We start from the raw sequence: 24166 nt of genomic DNA, 5'->3' as shown, positions 1-24166 counted from the left end.
CTATAATTTATTTAATTCTTCTTTTATCAAGGTTTGGCTCAAAGGCACATACCCATTCTCCAGGAGCTTGGACTGAGCCTGGGGCTGCAGCACATAGGTTATAAACTCTTTGAGCAGCAATGATTCTGTCTTATTGTGGGTGACAAAAGTCAGGTCCCTTGCCGGGGGAGCAGGATACTTTCCCGTTGCCACGGCTTCTGTCAGTGCGGACAAAGTGCCATAAAATTGCTCATCAGGGTCAACCTGCCCATTTTTATTCAGGTCAAGTGGCAATACATCAATTCGGTCAAATACTTTGTCTGATTTTAAATTGTACACGTAATTGATATTGTTGAATCCAATGCCGTATTTGTCGTCTTTGATGGCTTGCGCAATACCGGGATCGCCAAAGATCCCTACGCCCTGCAGGTCTTCCTGTTTATGGTCGAAAAATTTGGCCCAAGTCTCTGCCGCACCAGCAGCATCCGAACGGACATACACATTGATCGGGTCGGCTGTAAACCGGGGATCGATCTGTTTCCATGTTTTATAACGGCGATCGATAAAAATGCCAGCCAGTTCGTCCTTGGTCAAGCCTCTTTTGAGCAGTGCATCGTAATTCGGATTGTCCGGATTTAGTGTACATATAACAGCGTCCTTAGCAACGATAATGGGGACAGCGCCCTTCTTAATCTCCTGCGGATGGAGGTCCCGCGATACCAGCCCAATATCGACCATACCGGTAAGCACATCGGCTATGCCTTTGCCCGCACCACCCGCAGAGATATTAAAACGAACATTTGGATGATCCTTCTTAAAGTCTTCACTCCAGATCACGACCAAAGGATACAAGGCAAAAGCACCTGAAAGAGAAATATTACCTTCAAATCCCCGCTCTTTACTATAGCCATTCTTGACTTTAGGTGCACAGGAGCTCATCTTTGAAATGATTGCGGCACTAAAAATCAACACTATAAGACACCTTTTTATCGTTACACCCATTAGTCTACAGGTTAAGTCTATTAAAATTTATACGGCAAATATATATTAATTTGGTAGATATTATAGAATATTAAAAAAATATTTTTACATTTGACCTCGAGAAAAGAATACTAAATCAATAGATTTTATTTGTTTTATGCAAAGCTTCCGTACAGAATTAGAAAATCCGGTCGTGGAAAGGGAAATTATTGAACTTGAAAAAAAGATTCGGTTATTCCACGAAGGAAAGATCGCAGATGAGAAATTTAGATCATTGCGCTTGGCGAGGGGAGTATATGGACAAAGGCAGCCCGGAGTTCAGATGGTGCGTATCAAACTTCCGTTTGGCAAGGTTACCTTTAAACAACTGCTCAAAATAGCGGCAATATCGGATGAATATGCCAGTCATAATCTCCATCTGACGACACGTCAGGATATTCAGATCCATTATGTCAGCCTGGATCGCACTCCTGAACTTTGGTCAAAATTGGCCGAAGATGACATAACATTGAGGGAAGCCTGTGGTAATACAGTCCGCAATGTGACGGCTTCGCCGACAGCCGGCATTGATCCCAACGAACCTTTTGATGTATCTCCTTATGCACAGGCTACCTTCGAATATTGCCTGCGCAATCCGGTCTGTGCGGATATGGGCCGTAAATTCAAAATGTCTTTTTCGGCGAGCGATGAAGACACCGCCTTTTCATATATTCATGACCTCGGTTTTATACCCAAAGTAAAAATTGTCAATGGGATAGAGACGCGTGGATTTAAAGTGATGTTGGGTGGTGGACTCGGCTCCCAGCCGTTTTTGGCCGCAGCAACAAATGAATTCCTTCCGGAGGATGATCTGATTCCTTATATAGAAGCCACATTACGGGTATTTGACCGTTACGGTGAGCGCAGCAACCGCAATAAGGCCCGTTTCAAGTACCTAATCCAAAAACTCGGCCTGGATGAAGTCTTGCGTTTGATTGAGGCCGAAAAGATCGCGACGAAAGTTAAGACTTTTCCGATTGACCGCACACGCATCGAGCAGCCGCTACCACCGGACGACAACAAGCTTGAAGCTTTAGACCTTGAAACTGACCTGGCCTACCAGGTATGGAAGAGTACCAATACATTTGCACAGAAGCAGCAAGGTTACTACGGTGTTTATGTCCGGGTCTCAACAGGTGATATCGGCACAGACAAAGCGAGAGCCTTGGTCGCTGGACTACAGGGGCTTGTTGCGGATGATATCCGAATTACACAAAACCAAAGTCTGCTGCTGAAATATGCCACGGAAAAATCACTACCACATATCTATGAAGTACTTCGTTCATTAGATCTTGCTCAGGTAGGGTATAACAGTACAGCAGATGTAACTACCTGTCCAGGGACAGACACCTGTAATCTGGGGATCTCCAATAGTACGGAAATGGCACGGGTGATCGAGTCGTATATTGCTGAATTTTATCAGGACTTTGTATTTAACCGGGATTTGAAAATTAAGATCTCGGGCTGTATGAATTCATGTGGACAGCATGGGCTCGCTCATATCGGTTTCCATGGCAGCTCGGTCAAAGCGGAAGGCAAAATCGTGCCTGCTGCTCAGGTGATGTTGGGCGGCGGAACGATCGGCAACGGTGAAGGCCGTGTGGCGGAGCGGGTCATCAAAGTGCCAACCAAACGTGTACTCCATGTCGTGGACCTGATCCTCAGCGATTATAAAAAGAATGCGGAAGCTACAGAAAACTTCCATGCTTACTATGATAGACAGGGCAAGAATTATTTTTACACCCTATTGAAACCGCTGTCCGACCTGACCAACCTGTCTGAGGACGAGTTTGTCGACTGGGGACATGAGGGCACTTTCCAGACAGCTATCGGCGTAGGAGAGTGTGCTGGCGTCGTGATTGACCTGGTCGCTACCCTGATCTATGAAGCTGAGGAAAAACTGCAATGGGCAAACGAAACTTACCGGGAATCAAAATTTGCGGATGCCATCTATCATGCGTACAATGCATTTGTACAGGCAGCCAAAGCCTTATTACTGGATAAAGGAATCAGCGCCAGCACACAAAATACAGTGATCAACGAGTTTCAGACACACTTTGTTGAGTCCGGTGAATACAGCTTTGACCGTCCGTTTACGGAACTTGTACTGCAGATAAGCAAAAATGAACCGTCAGCTGACTTTGCAACGAGCTACCTACAGGAAGCGACAAATTTTATAAATGAGGTGTACCAACGTAAAAATTTAACACCAGCACTGGTATAGAGGAGGAAAGAGAATGTCGATAAAAGCTAAAGTAACTCTGGTTGGAGCCGGACCCGGTGATCCAGAACTGATCAGTCTTAAAGGGATCAGAGCAATCGAGCAGGCGGATGTCATTTTGTATGACGCACTTGTCAATGATGAATTACTCGGCTATGCGAAAGCTGATTGCGTGAAGATCTATGTTGGAAAGCGTGCCGAACAGCTATCTACTTCGCAGGACGAGATCAATCGCTTATTGGTCGATTACGCGTTGAACTATGGCCATGTAGTCCGCTTAAAAGGTGGAGACCCCTTTGTGTTTGGCCGGGGTGGTGAAGAGATCGATTATGTTGCCCAATATGGCATTGAGACCGCGGTTGTTCCGGGTATTTCGTCGGCAATAGGCCTTACGGGACTACAGCAGATCCCCTTGACATACCGTGGGATCAGTGAGAGCTTCTGGGTCATAACGGGCTCAAAATCGGACGGGTCACTTTCTAAAGATCTGCACCTGGCTGCTACTTCCAATGCGACCGTTGTGGTGTTGATGGGATACGGAAAACTGGCTGAAATCGTATCCATTTACCGTGAACGAAACTTGCACAACTTGCCGATCGCATTGATCCAGAATGGTTCTTTACCAAATGAAAAAGTGGTGCTGGGCACGATAGAAAATATATTGGATGAATCCACGGAGAAGAGAATCGGGGTACCGGCGATCATTATTATCGGAGAGGTCGTCGCCAAACACCGGGCGTTCCAGCAGATTAAAGAAAAAGCATTAGCTTTATAAGCATGAATCAGCTATTTCCTATATTCGTCAAACTTGATCAGATCCAAACCTTATTGGTAGGGGGCGGAAAGGTAGCACTGGAAAAATTTCAGGCCCTGATAACGAATGATGAGTCCCTCAATCTGACCATCGTCGCCAGGGAGATCATTCCTGAATTTGAAACGTTGCTCAAAGAATACCCACATATCAGACTGCACTTAAGGCCTTTTGAGCCTACTGACATAGCACATAAACGGCTGGTCATTGCTGCGACCAATAATATGGAACTGAATGAACAGTTGCGCAAACTGACCGAACAGCACAATATCCTGTTTAACGCGGCAGACAAACCGGCGCTATGTGATTTTTACCTGGGGTCCATCGTCAAAAAGGGCGACCTCAAAATTGCCATTTCAACCAACGGCAAATCGCCGACGATCGCAAAGCGGGTGAAGGAACTGTTAAATGATCTGCTGCCCGAAGAAATCGATGAGACGCTATCCTTGATGAGCGCCTACCGAGATCAGCTCAAAGGGGATTTCGAATCGAAGGTGAAACAGCTGAATGAACATACCAAAAATATTTTACGTCATGAACGTTGAGGAAATTAAAGAAATATTAGGCGATAAAAAAGATGTGGCTCTGCTACAGACTATCGCTGCACTATATCCTTCGGAAGTGGTATTTTCGACATCATTTGGTATTGAGGACCAGATTATAACCGAGTGGATTGGCAAGAACAATATAGATATCGAAATATTTACCTTGGACACCGGCAGGCTGTTTAAAGAAACATACTCCCTCTGGAGCCGCACATTGGAACGCTATCAATTGCCGATTCGCACCTATACTCCGGACACCGCGTTGTTGGAAGAGTTTATCAGCAGAAAAGGCCCCAATTCATTTTATGAATCGGTGGAGAACCGAAAAGAATGCTGCAGAATCCGAAAAATAGAGCCACTGCAACGTGCGATTAAAGGTAAGAAAATCTGGGTCACAGGTATACGTGCCGAACAGTCTGCAAACAGACACGACATGGATTTTGTCGAATATGATGAAATCAACGAGATCATTAAAATCCATCCTTTGTTTGACTGGACGTTTGAAGAGGTAAAACAATACTGTAGAGAGCAACATATCCCATACAATGTACTGCACGACAAGGGATTCCCAAGTATTGGCTGCCAGCCCTGCACGAGAGCCGTACAGGAAGGAGAGGACTTCCGCGCCGGCAGGTGGTGGTGGGAAGACCAGAGTAAAAAGGAATGTGGGCTACATGCGGTAAAGTCCCATGAATAAATAAAGCCAAAATTCATTACATCAACTATTATCATTTCAAAAAATGGACTATTTAGATCATTTAGAAGCGGAAGCTATATATATTTTGAGAGAGGTCGCGGGACAATTTGAAAAACCAGCGCTCCTGTTCTCGGGCGGCAAAGATTCAATCACGCTGGTCCATCTGGCAAAAAAAGCCTTCAGACCAGGTAAGTTTCCTTTTCCGTTAGTTCATATCGATACGGGGCACAATTTTCCGGAAACAATTGCTTTTCGCGATCAGCTTATTGCGGAGATAGGTGAAAAACTAATCGTTGGATACGTACAGGACAGTATTGATCAGGGCAAAGTAGTTGAACAGAAAGGCAAAAATGCCAGTCGTAATGCACTACAGACAGTTACCCTCTTGGATACAATTTCAAAATACGGTTTTGATGCCTGTATCGGAGGTGCACGACGGGATGAAGAGAAAGCACGTGCCAAGGAACGCATATTCTCGGTACGTGACGAATTTGGACAATGGGACCCCAAGCGCCAGCGTCCTGAATTATGGAGTATTTTCAACGGCAAAATCAATAAGGGCGAAAACGTACGTGTATTTCCGATCTCCAACTGGACGGAGCTTGATGTCTGGAATTACATCAAACGTGAGGAGATCGCCTTGCCGTCGATTTATTTTAGTCATGAACGTGATGTGATCACACGAAACGGCCAATTGATGGCTGCGGCGCCGTTTCTGAATATCGATGAAGAGGACGTCATAGAACGCAAATCTGTCCGCTTTAGAACAGTTGGCGACATGACCTGTACAGCTGCAGTGGACTCCACGGCAACAGCGCTGGATGATATTATTGCTGAAATAAAAGCCTCTACCGTCAGCGAACGCGGAGCGCGCATGGATGACAAAGTATCGGAGGCGGCAATGGAAGAACGTAAGAAACAGGGGTATTTTTAATAGATATTGACAACAATGAATATATTGAAATTTATAACAGCCGGTTCTGTCGACGATGGAAAAAGTACCTTGATAGGCCGCTTGCTTTACGATACGAATTCTATCTTGGATGACCAGCTGGAAGCGATACAGCGTGCAAACCGAAAAAACGACGACGGCACCGTCGATCTGGCCATATTGACAGACGGACTAAAGGCGGAACGGGAGCAGGGCATCACTATCGACGTCGCCTACAAGTATTTTCAGACAGACCAAAGAAAGTACATCATAGCGGATGCTCCCGGGCATACTCAATATACCCGAAACATGGTAACCGGAGCGTCCAACTCCGATCTGATCATCATTTTGATTGACGCCCGTAAGGGTGTGATTGAACAGACAAAACGTCATTCGTTTATTGCCAAACTATTGGCTATGAAACAGGTACTGGTATGCGTCAATAAGATGGACATGGTCGACTATAGTGCCTCAGTATTCGAGCAGATCAAGGCCGATTACCTACAGCTAGCAGCGAGATTAGGACTCAAGGAAGTAGACTTCATTCCGGTATCCGCCTTAAAAGGCGACAACATTGTTCATAAATCCAGCCGTATGCCTTGGTATTCAGGCGAATCCTTGCTGGATTACCTTGAGCATGTGGAAATTCATGAAAGTGAGTCCGCAAACTGGAGATTTCCGGTGCAATGGGTCGTCAGGCCACAAACGGATGATTTACACGACTATAGGGGATATGCAGGTCGTGTGTTAGGAGAGGGGTTGACGGTAGGCTCGCCCGTCATCATCTATCCCGCAGAAACCTACAGCACAATTAAAGCCATTGAATTTAATGGCCAGAATCTTGAACGCGCCGAAAATGGACAATCGGTGATCGTTCACCTGTCTGATGATGTCGATATCAGCCGCGGCGACACAATAGCGAATGTCGAAGCTCCGCCAAAATTTGAACGGAACATCCAGGGAAATATCTGTTGGTTTGACAACAAACCGTTGGATACAGATCAAATTTACCTGATCCAAAGCCACAGCAAACTGACAAAAATTAAAGTTGTCGACGTGCTTTACAAGTTTGATATCAATACACAGGAAAAAGTTTATGATGAAGCGATAAAGCTGAACGACATTGGCCGCATTGCGATCAAGTCGGCAGAGAATCTCGTATTTGATCTTCAAGATGAAAATGCTGCAAATTCTCAAGCGATTGTCATCGATCCGCGTACCAATCTCACTGTTGGCGCATTGATGATTCAAGCTGTTGACTAAAATTAAATTTTAAATATTCAACCTAAATATTTATTTCGGAACTCAGCTATTAAGCTGAGTTCTTTTTTATGCGGTTATTGGAATCTTTCGCTTTAATATGCGGCAAATTGAAGACGCTTTATCATAGACATGGTAATCGTATTTGTTAGCTACTAGCGCAAATGGATTTACCATAAGGCAGCTTGTGTGAACCTGTTTCATCTGATCCAATAATATGAGTTGTATAATTTATATTATGTTAAATAGTAGATTTAACATTCTTTCCACTTCTCCTCAATACACGAATATCTGTCACTTCTTGGCGGTCAAATAATTGCTCCTTCCCAAGTGCCTACACGTTCCTGCCAAGTTAAAGATAACTAGGCTTTCCATAGCCTGTAATACTTCATAACAGAATAACCGAGCTATCATTACAGCTACAACTAAAAATCATTAAATCGACAATGATTCTCTTTACGACAGTTTAAATCGAACAAAATCCGCTAATTGAGCGGTTTGACCATATAAACGGACACAAATGGCAGCATTATGAAAAAATATGAAATTTCATCAGAACAGAATAAAATTTATAAAAAATCAACAAAAATTGGTTTTTTATTAGAAAATATATAAATTAGTGCCAGCCAAAGGGAAATTTTACTAATTAAAACATGTCAAAAAATTTTAACGAGTTCATTGCTAACGTTGAGAAACGTAATCCCAATGAACCAGAATTCTTACAAGCTGTAAAAGAGGTTACCGAGGATTTATTTCCTTATATCACAGAGAATCATCCTGAATTTTTCGATCAAAAAATTCTTGAACGCCTGACAGAGCCTGAACGTATCATATCATTTCGAGTAACATGGTTAGATGACAATCATGAAGTTCAGGTAAACCGGGGTTATCGTGTGCAGATGAATAGTTCCATCGGCCCGTATAAAGGTGGACTTCGCTTCGCTCCTTCTGTAAATCAAAGCATTCTAAAATTTCTTGCCTTCGAACAGGTTTTTAAAAATAGCTTAACTGGTTTGCCTATCGGCGGTGGTAAAGGTGGATCTGATTTTGATCCGAAGGGCAAATCGGACAACGAGATTATGCGTTTTTGTCAAAGCTTCATGACTGAACTTTATCGTCATATCGGTGCAGACACAGATGTGCCTGCGGGAGATATTGGTGTCGGCGGACGGGAGATTGGATTTTTATTTGGTCAGTTCAAACGTCTTCAGAACAATTTTACAGGGGTATTGACCGGTAAGGGCGAATTGTGGGGTGGCTCTTATATCCGTCCGGAAGCAACGGGTTACGGCCTACTCTACTTCGTAGACTGCATATTTAAGCACAAAGGCCAATCTTTACAGGGTAAAGTAGCCACTGTCTCGGGGGCCGGAAACGTCGCATTTTACGCGGTTGAAAAAGCAACACAGCTCGGCGCAAAAGTAATAACGGTATCAAACAGCTCTGGAACATTGTATGATCCGGATGGTTTTGATGCTGAAAAAATGGCGTTTGGCGCGACCTTGGGTCGTAATTTGGATCAATATCCGTCTCGTTATCCAAATGCTCAATTCTTGCCGGGACAAAAGCCCTGGCAGTTTAAATGCGATATTGCTCTTCCATGTGCAACGCAAAATGAACTGGATGAATCGGATGCCAAGACACTTGTCTCAAATGGTTGTGTGTGTGTCGCTGAAGGCGCAAACATGCCATCGACTGCAGAAGCCATCAAAGTCTTCTTGGATGCTAAAATCAGCTTCGCGCCCGGAAAAGCGGCGAATGCCGGTGGAGTTGCCGTCAGCGGTCTAGAAATGTCTCAAAACTCAATCCGTACGCAATGGTGCACGGAAGAAGTGGACAACCGCCTGAAGACGATCATGGAAAGTATTCATGAAACCTGCCTGAAATATGGTAAAGAAAGTGACTTTGTCAATTACTTAAAAGGTGCTAACATCGGTGGCTTTATTAAAGTCGCCAATGCGATGAAAGCACAGGGAATTGTATAATCCTGCCTTTTTCTAATCATATCATAATCCTGGACGCTCAAATGTATTGCATTTGGGCGTTTTTTTATACTTTTACAGTAATTTAAACAACAAGACATTCATGAGATTAATAGCCGAACTCCCCCATCCCGATTGCAAAATTTCTATTTTTGGGATGAATCAAAAGTTTATCATCAAATTTGAACAGGGAAACCTCGAACAATCCTATAAAATTGCTGAGGTCGATATCATCGGTGGTGTAAACGGTGTATTCGAACTGCTGGATGAAGAATTTCTGAATGCTGTCATAGCGCAGTTTGCAATGATGCGTCAATCTTTTAACAGTGCTTACAGTAGATACGAATAATGTTACGTGTATGTTAAATTACCTATACTTCGCGGCTTTCTGGGCTTGCCAGATTATCTCCTCCATCCTATTTAAGCTTGGTGGGATTCACCCTAAATACAAGTGGCTGACATTGGTCGTTGGAAATATTATTCTGCTCTCCGCCAGCTGGTTTCTCGTTCAGCTATTCAAAAATGTATCTCAGCCTATCGTCATAGCGGTGTGCTCGGGCGGAACATTTCTGACCGTGCAGCTTGCGATGGCACTCTACTTCAAGAGTCCGCTAAGCTGGCAACAGGTGGTTGGTATGTTTGTCATCATCGCAGGCATGGTTATGATTACATTTGGTGGTAAAGATCAGGCTGTATAATCAAACCAGTAGTTTATTTATTATAATAAAATTCATCAATCACTGCCGAAGCCGCCAGTTGCTGGTTAAAGCGGTCGAGGTCGACCATTTTGCCGGAGATATCATACATAACCTCAAGCTTACCCTCAACTTTCTCAATAACACGTCGGGTAGCTCTAATTTTAAAATCCAGCGCCATCTGTTCAAACTCGTGCAAATGGTAAAATTCGTTTGAACCGAATTTGATATGGAGTGAGCGCACCAGATAATAACGTGCCAGCAGCATTTCTATACGCTGGAAAAGGGCAAGGATAAGGACCATGAATATGGAAAAAGATATCGCATATTGCAGCTTACCGAGCCCAGCAAACATGCCGATCCCTGCTGTAGCCCATATTACGGCGGCTGTGGTGAGTCCACTCACGGACAGTTTTCCTTTGAAAATCACGCCGGCGCCTATAAAGCCTATGCCTGTAACAATGTTGGCTGCTACCCTATCACTGCTGCTTCCAGTAAATAGGCAGGACACGATGGTAAACATCGCCGAGCCAAAACAAATCAGTACCACGGTACGAAAACCAGCCGATTTGTTCCTATACTCCCGCTCGAAACCTATTAAACTGCCGCACAAAATGGAGGTAAGGGCATTCAATAAGGGCTCGCTGATCAAAAAATTGGTGATACTCTCCATAATCCACACGGTTAAACTTTTATGGGTATATTAATTCGATAGAACCCGGTTATCGATGTGGGTTCTATCGAATGCTCTCGTTATAGATAGGCGTAGGTGATGCCATCCCCGCCGCGATCTGGATGTTCGTCTTCAAAACGCGTGACATGGCTATACTTACGTAAATAATCGCGTATAAACTTCCTTAAGATCCCGTCGCCTTTGCCATGGACAATCTTCAGTGAAGGGTAACCGATCATGACCGCCCTATCAAGCACTCTTTCCAGTTTTTGCAGCGCATCTTCGGTACGCATGCCCCTTAGGTCCAACTCTGGACTAAAATCAGCAACCGTACTAGCTGAAAGCGTCTTGGATAGGCTCTTCGCTGACTTTTTATTTTCGCGACCCTCCAATTTAATAACGTTTTTCCGTTTTTGAACAGTCCTTAGTTCGCCCATGGCGAGAATCAAGTTATTTTTCGCAATTTCAACGACCTGTGCCTCGGCACCGTTGTCCAAAATTTGCACCCAGTCCCCTATATTGAGTTCGGTAGACTCCCCCACCTTCTCCTTAACCAAAGGTTTTGTTTTCTGTTCTTTTGGCAGAACAGCTTTCAATGCCTGATCCAAGTTATTCCGTAGTTCACGTGTTTTTTCCTTGTCTGCTTTCGCCGATTTGATCTGGGCCACGGTATTCTCGATCAGCTTGTTTGAGTTCCGGATAATATCCTGTGCCTCTTCTTTTGCCTTCTTCAGAATAGCCCGCTTGTTTTCCTCCAGGTATTGCTGTAATTCCAGATATTCCGATTTGATGGTCTCGAGCTCTTTCTCGCGTTTGTTGATGGCCACTTTCGTATCAAAAACCTCTTTCTTTTCGCGTTCCAGATCTATCAATAAGGTATCCACTTTCTTCTGCTGTACCCCGATCTTGTTTTTGGCAGATTCCAGAATGTCTTTACCCAATCCTATCTTTTGAGCGATTTCAAATGCATAGGAACTTCCGGGCTTACCAATCTGAAGGATGTACATGGGCTTCATTTCACGATTGTCAAATAACATGGATGCATTTTCCAGACCGTCGGTGTTGCTCGCAAATACTTTTAAATTGGAATAGTGAGTGGTAATCACGCCCCTAATCTGCTTTTTGTTGAGAGATTCCAATACGGCTTCGGCTATCGGACCACCAAACAAAGGGTCAGTGCCAGTTCCAAATTCATCAATCAACACCAATGTGCGACCATTCGCAAACTCCGTAAAATATTTCATTTTTGAGAGATGCGCGCTATAGGTACTTAAATCGCTTTCGATAGACTGATCGTCGCCGATATCAGCAAATAGCTGCTTGAAAATACCCACCTTGGTCGTCGGCTCAGCCGGAATCAACAGCCCCGACTGCACCATAATCTGTAGCAATCCCACGGTTTTCATACAGACAGACTTACCACCGGCATTCGGCCCGGAGACAACAATAATACGCTGTGTCTGGCCGATCTGTATATTTAATGGTACTACTGTCTGATGCTGATGTTGTGCATTAAGCAACAACAACGGATGGCGACCATTGACCAAATGAATCTCGGCTTCCTTTGACAGTTCAGGCATCTCGGCTTCAATGTCCAATGCGAAGAGCGCTTTGGCCCTCACAAAGTCGACTTTGGTCAGTAAGCCATGATAAGACAGAAGCAGAGGAATATGTGGACGTACTTTATCAGTCAGCTCGACAAGAATACGGATCACTTCCCGCCTACGCTCAAATTCAAGATCCCTTATCTTATTATTGAGGTGAAACACTTCTTCTGGCTCTATATAAGCAGTTTGACCTGTCGCAGACTCATCATGAATTAAACCTTTCAGCTTACGTTTATTTTCGGCTAGAATAGGAATACACAAACGTCCATCACGCACCGTCAGATTACCGTCGGCGGTCCACCCGCTATCTTGCGCGCTTTTGAAGATGCTATTCATTCGTTTAAGCGCTTCTTGCTCCGCCCGCTGTATCTGCTGGTTGATTTCAAGTAATAACCTAGAGGCATTATTTTTGAGTTTACCACGCTCGTCGACGACCGATTCAATATCGCGGATAATTCCTTTTTCAATAGGCAGGTGCTCAAACAGCAGCTCAAGGTTGGGGTAAAGTCCTTCCCTTTCGTTAAAATAACGTATTATCGCATACACAGTCTTTAACGACAATAGGACACGAAAAAACTCCTCTTCAAGTAAAAACGTACCCTCAACTCTAGCTTTCTCAACAATGGCTTTTAGTGGAAAAAAATTCTCCACAGGAAAAGCGCCATCATTTACGAGTAGCTCCTTAAACTCACTGGTCTGTCTTAAAAAGCGGTCAATCTGATCAAAACGTGTCTGTGGCTGGATCTTTTCTACCAGCTCCCGGCCCGATTCACTCAGGCATTTTTGCTTTATTTTATCTTTGATCTCGGAAAACCCGAGTTTATCAATTGCATTTAATGGATATACCATAGATTTAATAATCTTCTTTGATGGTTAAAGTTTTGCCGGAGGCTTGATTTCCTGCGGCGTTGAAAGTACAGGTGACCGCTCTACTTTCAACGGTCTCCTTTCGGGTCGTAGCGGTGTTTCTACAGGCTTGGCGGATGAATCCCTACCTGCTGCGCCGGTTGTTGCTGCCGGAGAAACGGCATTGCCAGTCGAAGCAGGACCTGCCGCTGCGCCAGCTGAGCCACTAACGAACAGCTGATTCATCAGAAAACTTTCCAGACGAAGTCCGGTTTTGACCTGGAAGGTCCGGTTAAACAATGATGAGGCTTCTTTAAAACTGAATTTCTCTTTACTTGGCTGATAGTGGATAAGGGCCGCTATGCGTTCCTGATACTGCTGCTGCAGGCGCATCACACGATTTGTGCTATCCTGAATCCGCGCATTCAGAATGGAATCTCTGGTCCGGATCGAATCCTGCTTTTTACGTTCGATGTCTGTATAAAACTTGTTTTCTTTGGTTAGATTATCCTCCACTTTCTTATAAATTGCTGCCATGACCTCTGCATCCCTGCCGTAATAGTTCAGATTTTTCCTGAAGGTAACAGAGTCCAAGCCATACTTATCGAAAGTAACCTGATACAAAGGCACCATCACTTTGCGGGCACTGTCGATAGGCAGAATATTCAGATAGGAATCTATCAGTTGGATTTCTGTCAGCGCTTTCACAAATTTGCTTTGGGAGATAATATCTTTATCCTCCGGCCTGACACAAGAACCAAATAAAAAAATCACTGCAAGTAGATTCAGTATTAATCGTAGCATTTCGTAGTTTTGTACAAATTTACAAAAAGCACCGATATTTGGTGCTTTTTAGATCATCAAACTATAGCGTAAATGAGTATTGCCAGTAATTTAGAAGCATTAAAATTGGAGACCGAAGCTGTGGGCGTTCAGCTTGTAGCAGTGTCAAAGACCAAATCCAATTCTGAGATCATGGAAGCCTATGCGGCGGGACAACGTGTTTTTGGCGAAAATCATGTTCAAGAATTAGTGGAGAAAGCTGAGGCTTTACCCAAAGATATCCAATGGCATATGATCGGACATCTGCAGACCAACAAAGTGAAATATATTGCTCCCTTCATTAATTTGATTGCTTCGGTAGATTCATTAAAGCTCTTGAAGGAGATCAACAAGCATGCTTTAAAGTCTGGCAGGGTGATAGACTGCCTGCTACAGGTATATATAGCGGAAGAGGATACTAAATTCGGCTTCGATCATGCTGAACTAATTGAACTGCTCCGAGATGAGGAGTTTATCGCATTGAAGAATGTACGCATTTGCGGGCTGATGGGCATTGCCTCGAATACGGATAATGAAAAAGTGATCAAAGCCGAATTTTACGAGTTAAAGATGCTATTTGATGGTATCAAAGCGAGCTTCTTCCGTAAAGAGGATTATTTTAAAATTCTTTCCATGGGGATGTCATCCGACTATAAGATAGCCATTCAGGAAGGATCAAACATGGTTCGTATTGGTAGCACGATCTTTGGCAAAAGGGTCATCAAACATTATAAAAACAATGATTAAACCGATAATTCGTGAAGCAATAAAGTCAGATTGCCCGCAGATGCTGGAGCTGATCAGAGAATTGGCTATTTATGAGAAGGCGCCTGATGAAGTGACCGTCTCACTAGAGGCGTTTGAAGATGCAGGATTCGGCAAACACCCGGTCTGGGGAGCTTTCGTCGCAGAAGTGGATGGCGCAATTGTTGGAATTTCGTTATATTATGTCAGATACTCTACCTGGAAAGGCCGCCGGCTCTATCTGGAAGATTTGATCGTCACTGAAAAAATGCGTGGTCTAGGACTTGGAAAGCTACTTTTTGATCAGACACTGGCTTATGGTAAAGCGTGTGGCTACCACGGTATGGTGTGGCAGGTGCTCGAGTGGAATGAGCCTGCTATCAAATTCTATGAGAAGTATAAGGCCGATTTTGATGCGGAGTGGATTAATGTCTCAATTACATATTAGAAAGCAAAAACAATCAACTGAATGCGATTTTACCTTCTTTTTAAAATAATATTCATCAGTGGCTTGCTGTATTCTTGCAACAACCAGAGTGCGACATTACCTCGTACGGAACAGGCGGACACACTAGTGTATAGCAACAAAGTCATCGATGAGCATAGCAAGTATTTTTTAAAGGAAGAAGATCATCTGGATACAACATATTTCAGAGCAAGTTACCCTGTTTTTAAAGACAGCAGCATCAATAAGCTTGTGTCTGCTGTGGTTCATTTGGAAGGTGACACCAGCATGGAAGACGCTGCTCGCCGCTTTATTAGCTCTTATAACGAATATGTCGATGACAACAACGGCATCTCGACCGCTACCTGGAACCGAGACCTGCGGATAGATGTTGTAGCCAACACAGCCTCTTTATTGAGCCTGCGCACTAAACAAGAGGAATATACCGGCGGCGCTCACGGAGACCACTTTACCTTATATTCCAACTTTGACAGGCGCACAGTGCGTCCCATCACCATAAACGATATCATTCAGGAGGAAAACAAAAGTGAATTTTTGAAGATAGCTGAACAGCATTTCCGTAAACAGGAAGGTCTCAGCAAAAACGATTCCTTAAGCGGAAAATATTTTTTTGACGAAGGCAAGTTTGCTTTGGCAGATAATTTCACTTTCGAAAAAGATCATATTCTCTTCTATTATAACATTTACGAAATCAAATCCTATGCCGAGGGTAATACCGAATTACGTATTCCCTATTCTAAATTTAAGCATCTGATTTCCGAAAAAGGGTTAGAATATATCCATAGTATCCATTAGCAGTCAACTTAACAATACAATAAATGCAGGTTTTTAAATTTGGAGGTGCATCAGTAAAAGATGCCGAAAGTGTCAGAAATTCAGCCCGGATAATCTCGAAGTATAAAGGTGAAGCCTTACTGGTTGTTATCTCCGCCATGGGAAAAACGACAAACCTTCTGGAGAAGCTGACCAAAGAATACTACAATAATACAGGTTTACAGTTTCAGACCCTTGAGGAAGCCAAGGCTTTTCATTTCCATATACTACAGGAATTATTCCCCACAGGAGGAACTATATTTGACGAAATCGCCAATTGCTTTGTCGAGATAGAATGGATTCTGGAAGAAGATCCACAAGATTCATACGATTACTTATTCGATCAGATTGTATCTATGGGAGAACTGATCTCTACGAAGATCGTGGCGGCATATTTAGCATCTACCGGTGAAAAAGTCAAATGGCTGGACGCAAGGGATTATATCTTAACGGACAATACGTACCGCGAGGCTATTGTAGACTGGAGCAAAACAGAGGAAAAGATACGTGCTGAGCTACCCTCAATTTTAGATAGCTATATTGTCATTACGCAGGGCTTCCTTGGCGGTACATCAGAAAACTTTACAACTACATTGGGACGGGAAGGATCCGATTATTCTGCAGCCATTTTTGCAGCCTGTCTAAACGCCGAAAATGTGACCATCTGGAAGGATGTACCAGGTGTCCTCAACGCCGATCCGAAATGGTTTGAAAAGACTGAACTGATTCCTGAACTTTCGTACACCGATGCTATAGAACTCACGTATTATGGAGCAACCGTCATCCACCCCAAAACGATCAAGCCTTTGCAAAACAAAAAAATTGCGTTGAACGTACGATCTTTTGTTGACCCAGAATCTCCGGGAACAGTCATCAAAAGTACCAATCAAACCTTGCCGGTACCGTCTTTTATTTTTAAGGTAAATCAGATCTTTATATCGATATCACCACGGGACTTTTCATTTATCGTGGAGGACAATCTCCGGGATATTTTCAATCTGTTTCACCAGCACCGGATCAAGATCAACATGATGCGCAATACTGCAATCAACTTTGCGGTGTCTGTGGATGATACTGGGCAGAACCTGACGGACCTCATTGCCGAACTCGAACAACGCTTTAAAGTTACCTATGAATCGGGACTTGAATTGATCACAATACGTTATTACAACCAAGAAACCATCAATCGTGTATTGGTGGATAAAGAAGTGATCAGCGAATTAAAAGATACCTATACCTGTCAGCTCCTTGTTAAAAAAATATAGATGAATACATTGATCCTTCAAAAGGAGGTCCAGCAATTTTTGGAAAGCAATCTGGATGCATCTCCGGCAAAAATAGCATTAAAAAAAACACCTTTTGAGGGTATATCCTCGTCAGAACTAGCTACTCAACTAGATGGCAAGCAGCGTGCACGTACTAAAATGCCACACTGGTCCCGTACCGCCGGCGTTTACTATCCGCCCAAATTAAATATGGAACAGTGTTCGTCCGAACTGACAGCCCGTTTCAAAAGTTCGCTGATAAAAGAAGGAGCTCATTTAATTGATCTGACAAGTGGATTCGGGGTGGATAGCTTTTATTTTGCAACGAGAGCTGGACGGGTCGTATCTTGCGAGCGGGACGCAGAGCTTGCGGCCATATCTGCCCACAACGCCTCGGTATTGGGAGCTGACAACATCCTGGTTGAACACACGGATGGCGTAGATTACATACTAAAACAAACGACGGATCACGTTGATTATATTTATCTGGATCCATCCAGAAGGGTGCAAACTAGAAAGGTCTTCCTGCTGGAAGAGTGTGAACCTGATCTGGTAACCCTTCAAAAGGGATTGTTGGCACGTTCGGCTGTAGTGATAAGTAAACTAGCCCCGCTACTCGACATATCATCAGCGTTGAATAGGTTAATGAGCGTGAAGGATGTTTATATTGTATCCGTGCACAACGAATGTAAAGAACTGCTCATGGTACAGGAAAAAGGTTATGAAGATATGCCGACGATCCATGCAGTACGCCTTTTAAAACAATTGCCACAGACCTTCTCGTTTACATACGAAGAAGAACGTTTGGCAATCGCTGAATACAGCGAGCCGTTATCCTATCTTTATGAACCTGATGTTGCACTGACCAAGGCCGGCGCTTTCAAAACACTTGCCCGACGATATGATATCAAAAAGCTACATAAACACAGTCACCTGTATACCTCTTCTCAAAAAATCTCTGATTTTCCCGGAAAAATATTTTCGGTTGAGCAAGTAGAATCGTTTACAGATTTCAAAAAGAACAAAAACGGACTGATCGCGGACATCAGCGCGCGAAATTTTCCATTGAAAACTGAGGAAATCAAAAAGAAATTTAAGGTTCGGGATGGCGGTCACTCCTTTGTATTTTTTACCACAACTGTAAATGATCAGCTTACTGTCATACATACGAATCGGATCTCAGAATAGACATTTTCATTACAATTGTCGAAGTACTTCTCCGTAATTTTAGGTCATGGATAAAATAGTACTATCAACATTGGATTTAGCTCCGGTCAAAAAAGGTGAAAATGCGGCAGGCGCCATCGCGCGTAGTGTAAAAATCGCACAGCATATAGAATCATTGGATTTTCAAAGAGTCTGGTACGCAGAGCACCACAATATGGAGTATATTGCCAGTTCGGCCACCTCCCTATTGATACAACATATTGCATCAAAAACTAACCGGATCCGGGTCGGCTCAGGTGGCATCATGTTGCCAAACCACGCACCTCTCGTCATCGCGGAACAATTTGGTACCTTAGAGACGTTATTTCCGGGACGTATAGACCTCGGCCTGGGCCGGGCTCCGGGCACGGACCAATTGACTGCCATGGCATTACGCAGGAACAACTTGAATACAGCATTCCAGTTCCCACAGGACGTGAAGGACCTGCAGCGATACTTTAATGAAGCAAATTATGACGCCAAAGTACGTGCTTTTCCCGGTGAGGGATTGGACATACCGCTCTATATACTGGGGTCGAGTACAGATAGCGCATACTTGGCAGCAAGCCTAGGTCTACCTTATGCATTTGCAACCCATTTTGCTCCAGCGCAATTTGCCTCGGCGAGCATGATTTATCACCAAAACTTCGTACCGTCTGAAGCGCTGGAAAAACCGTACTTCATTTCATGTGTCAACGTTGTTGCTGCGGATACGACTGAGGAAGCTGAACACTTATCGACCAGTTTTTACAATTTATTTGCGGGTATTGTTACCAATAGTAGAAAACCATTATCCCCACCCACTGAGCAAGTGATTTACAAAGGTATCCCAGCGATCGAACAGGCAGTTCAAGGAATGGCGTCCTGCGCATTTGTAGGTGACAAAAATAAAATTGGTCCAGAAATAGAGAAATTTGCTGCCGACCATAAAGTGAACGAAATTATGGCCACTTCCTACATTTTCGATGATGACAAGTGCCTGAAATCCTTTTCACTGCTCAGGGAAGCACTTTCTTAAGATAGCATTCCTACCGCGAGTTTTATGTCTATCCGTTGACTAGTCTATGAATAAATTGTTCGACGACTGCCCGCTGTTCTTGCATATCATAAGCAATTTATCTAAGTTTAAATAAAATTAGCGGTATATGATTAGATATTTTGCTTCCATGATATGGGCGTTTTTGGTGCTGCAAGCCTGTAATACATCCACTACGGAGCGGAAGGCAGTCGCTACATCCAAGTCAGACTCCCTAGACAGTCTCCCTCCAAATGTCAACAGATCAGTCCGTGCGCCTGTTAAAGCGGACACTTCCGCCGGACAGATCTTTCTCCTCCGTAGTTACCGCATTTGGGAAGGAGACCCGACAGCAGTACTGAATAAAGACTGGTTCGATCTTTATGAACAAGATGGGAAGTACTTTCTAGATAAGGTCGACTATGTGCTTCGGGATGGCTTCGATGAATGTGCACAGGTGGCTACTAAGAATGTAGAATCGAAACGAAATTCGCTTTTGTTCCTCAAAATTAATGGGTTGAAACCCGGTATTGTGGAACACGTCGCAATACGCCATGCAGAAATATGGCCAAAGGAATCCGTGGAGTACCGTTTCCGCAACCAGCTAATCACACTTAAAGCTTCAGGAGATATCAAATCCACACAGGTGCAGAGCGATGAAAATGAACACGAAAAACTATTTCACGAAGTCGCAAACTATCAACTGGGCTATCAGCTGCAAGGACAGCAAAAGGAAATGGTAATTTTCCGAAAGGAACAGTTTGACGGTGTATTTATGACAACATTGTTTGCGGGCGATATCGATGCTGATGGACAGCTAGATTTTGTCTTTTCTAATCCAGGTAACTACGAGGAAGAGTCTATTCTACTGCTGCTTTCCAATCACGGCAACCCGAAGATCTACGAGGCTGACGAACAATTCGATTGTTAATTGAATAGTCATGAATAAGGTTAAGGAGTATTTGCACCATATGCAGTCGATCCATCGCGCTTCGGCAGCAGCTATTGTTTTTATACTGATTTTTTTCTTATCGCCCATTAAGTCTTTGATGTTATTAAACCTTATTCTGAGCTGGCTGGGCTTTTGTCTATGTTATATCTTCTTGTCTTGGTACGTCTTCTATACGATGCCTATTGCGACTATTGCAAAAAAAGCTCAGCAAGAAGATGGAAGCCGGCTATTCGTCTCTTTCTCTATTATTTTAGTAACGCTGTGCTGTTTTGTATCGGTGTTGAGTATCATCATCTCGAGCAAAGATAGCCAGTTCGATGAAATGGTGATTATCATCACCTGCATGTCAGCTATGTTGGCATCGTGGTCTTTGGTCCACACCATCTACACTTTCCATTACGCGCGGTTGTACTATGAATACGATGGCGCAGGAAGCGGATTGGAATTTCCGGGCGACGGAAAACCCGATTATCTCGACTTCGCTTATTTCGCATTTGTCATGGGCTGCACCTTTCAGGTCTCCGATGTAAGCGTCTCCTCTAAAAAAATACGAAGGGTAACACTGTTCCATGGTCTGTTATCTTTTGCCTTGAATACGTTTGTAGTTGCATTGACGATTAATATCATTTCGGGCTTGATCAATTGAGTTTCTAATGAAAAAAGCTTATTTTAGTCCAAAATTTAGCGGCATGAAATTATCACAGATATTCGTTCTATTCTTTTTGTTTTTTATTACCAATATTTCATGTAAAAAGAACGAGAGCACGACAGGTGATGCCCCGGCGGTCACGGGTAGTTTTATAGGCCGTGTCCGGTTTCAGGGGAATGCCCTGGATGTTGACAGGGAAAACCGATTGATACGCATACTGCGGGAGAATAATTCAACCTTTAGGATAGAATTCTATACAGGAATCCCAAATATCACGGGTATTGTATTTGAACAAACGAACGATAGTACCTGGACATCCAACGACAACACAGAGACCCAATTAGTTAAGGTTGAGGGATCTTCCCTGGAAATCGACTACCAACTCAACGGTCAGAGCTGGAAAGTGGACGCGGTACGACGATAACACAACACTCCTGAAAAGAAATGTCATAATAATTTCATTTTCGTTTGTATATTGCTTTTCTTATGCTTATATTTAGCTAAAGCATAAGAAAAGAGAAATGAAACACCTAAAAAAGATAGGCGCGATAGCGTCGGTATTTGCTATTGCCCTCGCGTTAAGCGCATTTAATTCTCAGCAGGAGAAGTCTCAGCAAGATCCTAAGCCGACCAACCTCAAAGTGCTCCCTAAAAATATATCACATGACGAACTCATAGCCACAATGAAGGAGTTTAATGTGGCACTAGGAGTCAAATGCGGTTTCTGTCATGCCCCATCCAAAGAAGACCCCAAAAAGCTGGATTTTGCAAGTGACGAAAATCCTAAAAAAGAAATTGGCAGGGCGATGATCAAAATGACGCAAAAGATTAATAAGAAATACTTTAACCGAAGTTGGGACAATGCACCGGCCAAAGCGATTTCATGCAAAACCTGCCATGGAGGCAAGGAAACTCCCGAAATGGTGCTCGCTAAAAACTAATCAAACACTATATTCATGTAACACCATAAGGTTATCCTTGTGGTGTTTTTTTTCACCTTTTGTGTCGGGGAACAAAAAAGGCCTCTCATCATGAGAAGCCTTTTTTTGCGTACCCGGAGCCGGAGTCGAACCGGCACGGTTTCCCACTGGTGTTTGAGACCAGCGCGTCTACCAATTCCGCCATCCGGGCATATCCGTTTGGGATGATGCAAAAGTACGCAAAGTTTTTATTATTCCAAATTATACTACAGGCGTTTTTTTAAACTGACTGAAAATGAATAAGAAATTTTTATTATTCTATTTTAAACCCTGATTTCTGACTATCAGATACGTTTTTTTGTTAATTTAGAAGAAACAATCCGTATCACAGCATGAAGAAAGCAAAACTAGGAAATAGTGAGATCGAATTTAAGCCGATGGTATTTGGTGCTAATGTGTTTGGCTGGACCGTAGATGAACAGCGGTCATTCGCTTTGCTTGATGCATTTGTTGATATGGGATTTAGCTTTATTGATACTTCGAACAACTATTCGCATTGGGTGCCCGGCCATAGTGGGTCAGAATCGGAAACGATCATTGGTCGATGGATAAGCAAAAGAGATATCCGCAACAGCGTGCAGATCGCTACAAAGGTAGGCGGGCGCCGTGTAGACAATGACAAGCCCAACCTGAAAAAAGATTACATCATCAAGTGTGCAGAAGAGTCGCTCCGACGGCTGCAGGTTGAAACTATAGATCTTTACCAGTCGCATCACGATGACCTCTCAACACCCATAGATGAGACACTAGAAGCTTATCAACAGCTCATACAGTCTGGCAAGGTGAAGTGGATTGGTGCGTCCAACCTAAGTGTCGAACGCATCAAGGATTCTCTGGAGATAGCGCATAGACATAACCTACCGGCCTATGTGGCAATCCAACCGGAATATAATCTGTATGACCGTGATAAATTTGAGCAACAATATGCGCAGCTCGCAGCCGATAATCATTTGGGGGTGATCACCTACTACTCGCTCGCGAGCGGGTTTCTATCGGGTAAATACCGTAATCTGGATGATATCAAAGAAGCCAAGCGCATCGTGGCATTAAAAGATCGATTCAATCCACGTGGACTACACATTCTGGATGCCTTGGCTGAGGTAAGCCATAATCAGCAGGCCCCCATGTCTGCCATAGCCCTCGCTTGGTTACTCCATAAACCATGCGTTACAGCGCCCATCGTAAGCGCAACTTCCATCCAGCAGTTGGAAGAACTGGCCCGAGCAATACAGATTGAGCTGTCTGAAGAGGAAATGCGGATTCTTGACGCGGCTAGCTCTCACCGTTAACACAGCAATAATAAGACACTGATATACAATCCTATATAATATTAGACATTTATATTCAGAATTTTATTTTGCGTCAAATAGAATAACAGCACTTCCGACCAGAAAATCATTTCACAAAAAAGTTTATATGAACAAAGCTAATGTACTGATATATAGATACAAATAAATGATTGCAAAATATTATTCTGTCGAAAAAAAAGTACTACCTCAGCTTATTTACGAACTGCGCGTTTCTTATTTAAAAGATCGATGATATTAAAGGGCACCATTGCACGAATATCACCACCATTATACCACACATCTCGCACAATCGTTGACGAAATGTGAGCAGTGCCCGACCGGCTCATTAAAAAGTAGCTCTCTACCTTATGGTTGAGCAAAAGATTGTTTTGCGCGATCGCATTTTCAAATTCAAAATCATTGGTATTGCGAAGTCCGCGTAAAATAAACCTGGCACCGACCTGGTCACAAAAATCAACAGTAAGGCCGTCATATTTCTGAACTTCAACAGCCTTGATATCGGCAAAAACTCCTCTAATGGCTTGAACCCGCTCATCATGGTCGAGCATTCCTTTTTTATTGGCATTGTAACCTACGGCAATGATAATTTTGTCGAATAACGGTAAGGCCCGCTCCACGAGATCTTGATGAGCTAAAGTGAAAGGATCAAATGATCCGGGGAAAACTGCTATTTTCAT

At 43.5% G+C, this 24166-nt stretch carries 25 protein-coding genes and 1 tRNA gene; 20 read left to right on the top strand and 6 right to left on the bottom strand.

The features are described 5' to 3' along the window. Complete coding sequence (locus K7A41_RS12095; RefSeq protein WP_138097018.1) at positions 1 to 918, bottom strand: PstS family phosphate ABC transporter substrate-binding protein; 918 nt, start codon at positions 916 to 918, stop codon at positions 1 to 3. A gap of 199 nt (positions 919 to 1117) precedes the next feature. Here K7A41_RS12095 and K7A41_RS12090 point away from each other — a divergent pair, with 199 nt between their 5' ends. The 9 genes from K7A41_RS12090 to K7A41_RS12050 all read left to right on the top strand — a co-directional run bounded on the left by K7A41_RS12090 (position 1118) and on the right by K7A41_RS12050 (position 10144). After that, complete coding sequence (locus K7A41_RS12090; protein WP_265713880.1) at positions 1118 to 3223, top strand: HEPN domain-containing protein; 2106 nt, start codon at positions 1118 to 1120, stop codon at positions 3221 to 3223. 13 nt (positions 3224 to 3236) lie between these two features. Beyond that, positions 3237 to 3995 carry a uroporphyrinogen-III C-methyltransferase gene (cobA, locus tag K7A41_RS12085; protein ID WP_028070340.1) on the top strand — a complete coding sequence of 253 codons (759 nt, stop codon included), beginning with the start codon at positions 3237 to 3239 and terminating at the stop codon, positions 3993 to 3995. Positions 3996 to 3997: 2 nt separating this feature from the next. Beyond that, entirely contained in the window at positions 3998 to 4576 is a 579-nt protein-coding gene (locus K7A41_RS12080) for a precorrin-2 dehydrogenase/sirohydrochlorin ferrochelatase family protein (protein WP_028070339.1), read from the top strand. After that, complete coding sequence (locus K7A41_RS12075) at positions 4566 to 5273, top strand: phosphoadenylyl-sulfate reductase (RefSeq protein ID WP_028070338.1); 708 nt, start codon at positions 4566 to 4568, stop codon at positions 5271 to 5273. Before K7A41_RS12080 ends, K7A41_RS12075 begins: the two co-directional genes overlap by 11 nt. A gap of 43 nt (positions 5274 to 5316) precedes the next feature. Further along, positions 5317 to 6207, top strand: coding sequence for a sulfate adenylyltransferase subunit CysD (cysD, locus tag K7A41_RS12070; RefSeq protein WP_028070337.1), 891 nt, complete (start codon positions 5317 to 5319; stop codon positions 6205 to 6207). Positions 6208 to 6222: 15 nt separating this feature from the next. After that, positions 6223 to 7467: a sulfate adenylyltransferase subunit 1 gene (locus K7A41_RS12065; RefSeq protein WP_265713879.1), complete on the top strand. Its 1245-nt coding sequence runs from the start codon at positions 6223 to 6225 to the stop codon at positions 7465 to 7467. Positions 7468 to 8117: 650 nt separating this feature from the next. Beyond that, the gene (gdhA, locus tag K7A41_RS12060; RefSeq protein WP_028070335.1) at positions 8118 to 9449 is read left to right on the top strand and encodes an NADP-specific glutamate dehydrogenase; all 1332 of its coding nucleotides are present in this window, start codon (positions 8118 to 8120) and stop codon (positions 9447 to 9449) included. Positions 9450 to 9549: 100 nt separating this feature from the next. After that, a complete protein-coding gene (locus K7A41_RS12055; RefSeq protein ID WP_028070334.1) occupies positions 9550 to 9795 on the top strand; it encodes a hypothetical protein in 246 nt (81 codons plus the stop codon). 10 nt (positions 9796 to 9805) lie between these two features. Continuing rightward, positions 9806 to 10144, top strand: a complete 339-nt coding sequence (locus tag K7A41_RS12050) for a hypothetical protein (RefSeq protein ID WP_028070333.1) — start codon at positions 9806 to 9808, stop codon at positions 10142 to 10144. Between the two features lie 13 nt (positions 10145 to 10157). Here K7A41_RS12050 and K7A41_RS12045 read toward each other — a convergent pair whose 3' ends face one another. The 3 genes from K7A41_RS12045 to K7A41_RS12035 all read right to left on the bottom strand — a co-directional run bounded on the left by K7A41_RS12045 (position 10158) and on the right by K7A41_RS12035 (position 14071). Next, positions 10158 to 10814 carry an MgtC/SapB family protein gene (locus K7A41_RS12045; RefSeq protein WP_051606977.1) on the bottom strand — a complete coding sequence of 219 codons (657 nt, stop codon included), beginning with the start codon at positions 10812 to 10814 and terminating at the stop codon, positions 10158 to 10160. An 80-nt stretch (positions 10815 to 10894) separates the two neighbouring features. Beyond that, entirely contained in the window at positions 10895 to 13270 is a 2376-nt protein-coding gene (locus K7A41_RS12040) for an endonuclease MutS2 (protein WP_265713877.1), read from the bottom strand. 24 nt (positions 13271 to 13294) lie between these two features. Beyond that, entirely contained in the window at positions 13295 to 14071 is a 777-nt protein-coding gene (locus K7A41_RS12035; protein WP_265713876.1) for a DUF4296 domain-containing protein, read from the bottom strand. A 72-nt stretch (positions 14072 to 14143) separates the two neighbouring features. On the opposite strand from K7A41_RS12035, the gene K7A41_RS12030 reads away from it, so the two are divergent. The 10 genes from K7A41_RS12030 to K7A41_RS11985 all read left to right on the top strand — a co-directional run bounded on the left by K7A41_RS12030 (position 14144) and on the right by K7A41_RS11985 (position 22140). Then, a complete protein-coding gene (locus K7A41_RS12030; protein ID WP_265713874.1) occupies positions 14144 to 14836 on the top strand; it encodes a YggS family pyridoxal phosphate-dependent enzyme in 693 nt (230 codons plus the stop codon). Then, positions 14829 to 15281, top strand: coding sequence for a GNAT family N-acetyltransferase (locus K7A41_RS12025; RefSeq protein WP_028070330.1), 453 nt, complete (start codon positions 14829 to 14831; stop codon positions 15279 to 15281). Before K7A41_RS12030 ends, K7A41_RS12025 begins: the two co-directional genes overlap by 8 nt. 21 nt (positions 15282 to 15302) lie before the next feature. Continuing rightward, entirely contained in the window at positions 15303 to 16094 is a 792-nt protein-coding gene (locus K7A41_RS12020) for a DUF3298 and DUF4163 domain-containing protein (RefSeq protein WP_265713873.1), read from the top strand. A gap of 23 nt (positions 16095 to 16117) precedes the next feature. Then, positions 16118 to 17377, top strand: a complete 1260-nt coding sequence (locus K7A41_RS12015; RefSeq protein WP_265713871.1) for an aspartate kinase — start codon at positions 16118 to 16120, stop codon at positions 17375 to 17377. After that, entirely contained in the window at positions 17378 to 18565 is a 1188-nt protein-coding gene (locus tag K7A41_RS12010; RefSeq protein ID WP_265713870.1) for a class I SAM-dependent methyltransferase, read from the top strand. It abuts the gene before it with no gap. 46 nt (positions 18566 to 18611) lie between these two features. Next, positions 18612 to 19601, top strand: coding sequence for an LLM class flavin-dependent oxidoreductase (locus K7A41_RS12005; RefSeq protein ID WP_028070326.1), 990 nt, complete (start codon positions 18612 to 18614; stop codon positions 19599 to 19601). A 127-nt stretch (positions 19602 to 19728) separates the two neighbouring features. Further along, the gene (locus K7A41_RS12000) at positions 19729 to 20529 is read left to right on the top strand and encodes a hypothetical protein (protein WP_265713869.1); all 801 of its coding nucleotides are present in this window, start codon (positions 19729 to 19731) and stop codon (positions 20527 to 20529) included. 10 nt (positions 20530 to 20539) lie between these two features. Then, entirely contained in the window at positions 20540 to 21196 is a 657-nt protein-coding gene (locus tag K7A41_RS11995) for a DUF1345 domain-containing protein (protein WP_265713868.1), read from the top strand. Between the two features lie 43 nt (positions 21197 to 21239). Next, a complete protein-coding gene (locus K7A41_RS11990) occupies positions 21240 to 21623 on the top strand; it encodes a hypothetical protein (protein ID WP_138097020.1) in 384 nt (127 codons plus the stop codon). Between the two features lie 97 nt (positions 21624 to 21720). Continuing rightward, complete coding sequence (locus K7A41_RS11985; protein WP_028070322.1) at positions 21721 to 22140, top strand: c-type cytochrome; 420 nt, start codon at positions 21721 to 21723, stop codon at positions 22138 to 22140. A 110-nt stretch (positions 22141 to 22250) separates the two neighbouring features. On the opposite strand, the gene K7A41_RS11980 is transcribed toward K7A41_RS11985, so the two are convergent. Further along, a tRNA-Leu gene (locus K7A41_RS11980) sits at positions 22251 to 22330 on the bottom strand. A gap of 181 nt (positions 22331 to 22511) precedes the next feature. On the opposite strand from K7A41_RS11980, the gene K7A41_RS11975 reads away from it, so the two are divergent. Further along, positions 22512 to 23468, top strand: a complete 957-nt coding sequence (locus tag K7A41_RS11975) for an aldo/keto reductase (RefSeq protein WP_265713866.1) — start codon at positions 22512 to 22514, stop codon at positions 23466 to 23468. Between the two features lie 212 nt (positions 23469 to 23680). Here the strand turns inward: K7A41_RS11975 and coaD are convergent, their stop codons facing one another. Beyond that, on the bottom strand, positions 23681 to 24166 hold the full coding sequence (gene coaD / locus K7A41_RS11970; protein ID WP_265713865.1) for a pantetheine-phosphate adenylyltransferase: 486 nt from the start codon (positions 24164 to 24166) through the stop codon (positions 23681 to 23683).

Source organism: Sphingobacterium sp. InxBP1, from assembly GCF_026191775.1.
GTDB classification, from domain to species: Bacteria; Bacteroidota; Bacteroidia; order Sphingobacteriales; family Sphingobacteriaceae; genus Sphingobacterium; species Sphingobacterium thalpophilum.
Note: the sequence above shows the minus strand (reverse complement) of the source record. Positions and strands in the feature narration are given on the sequence as shown.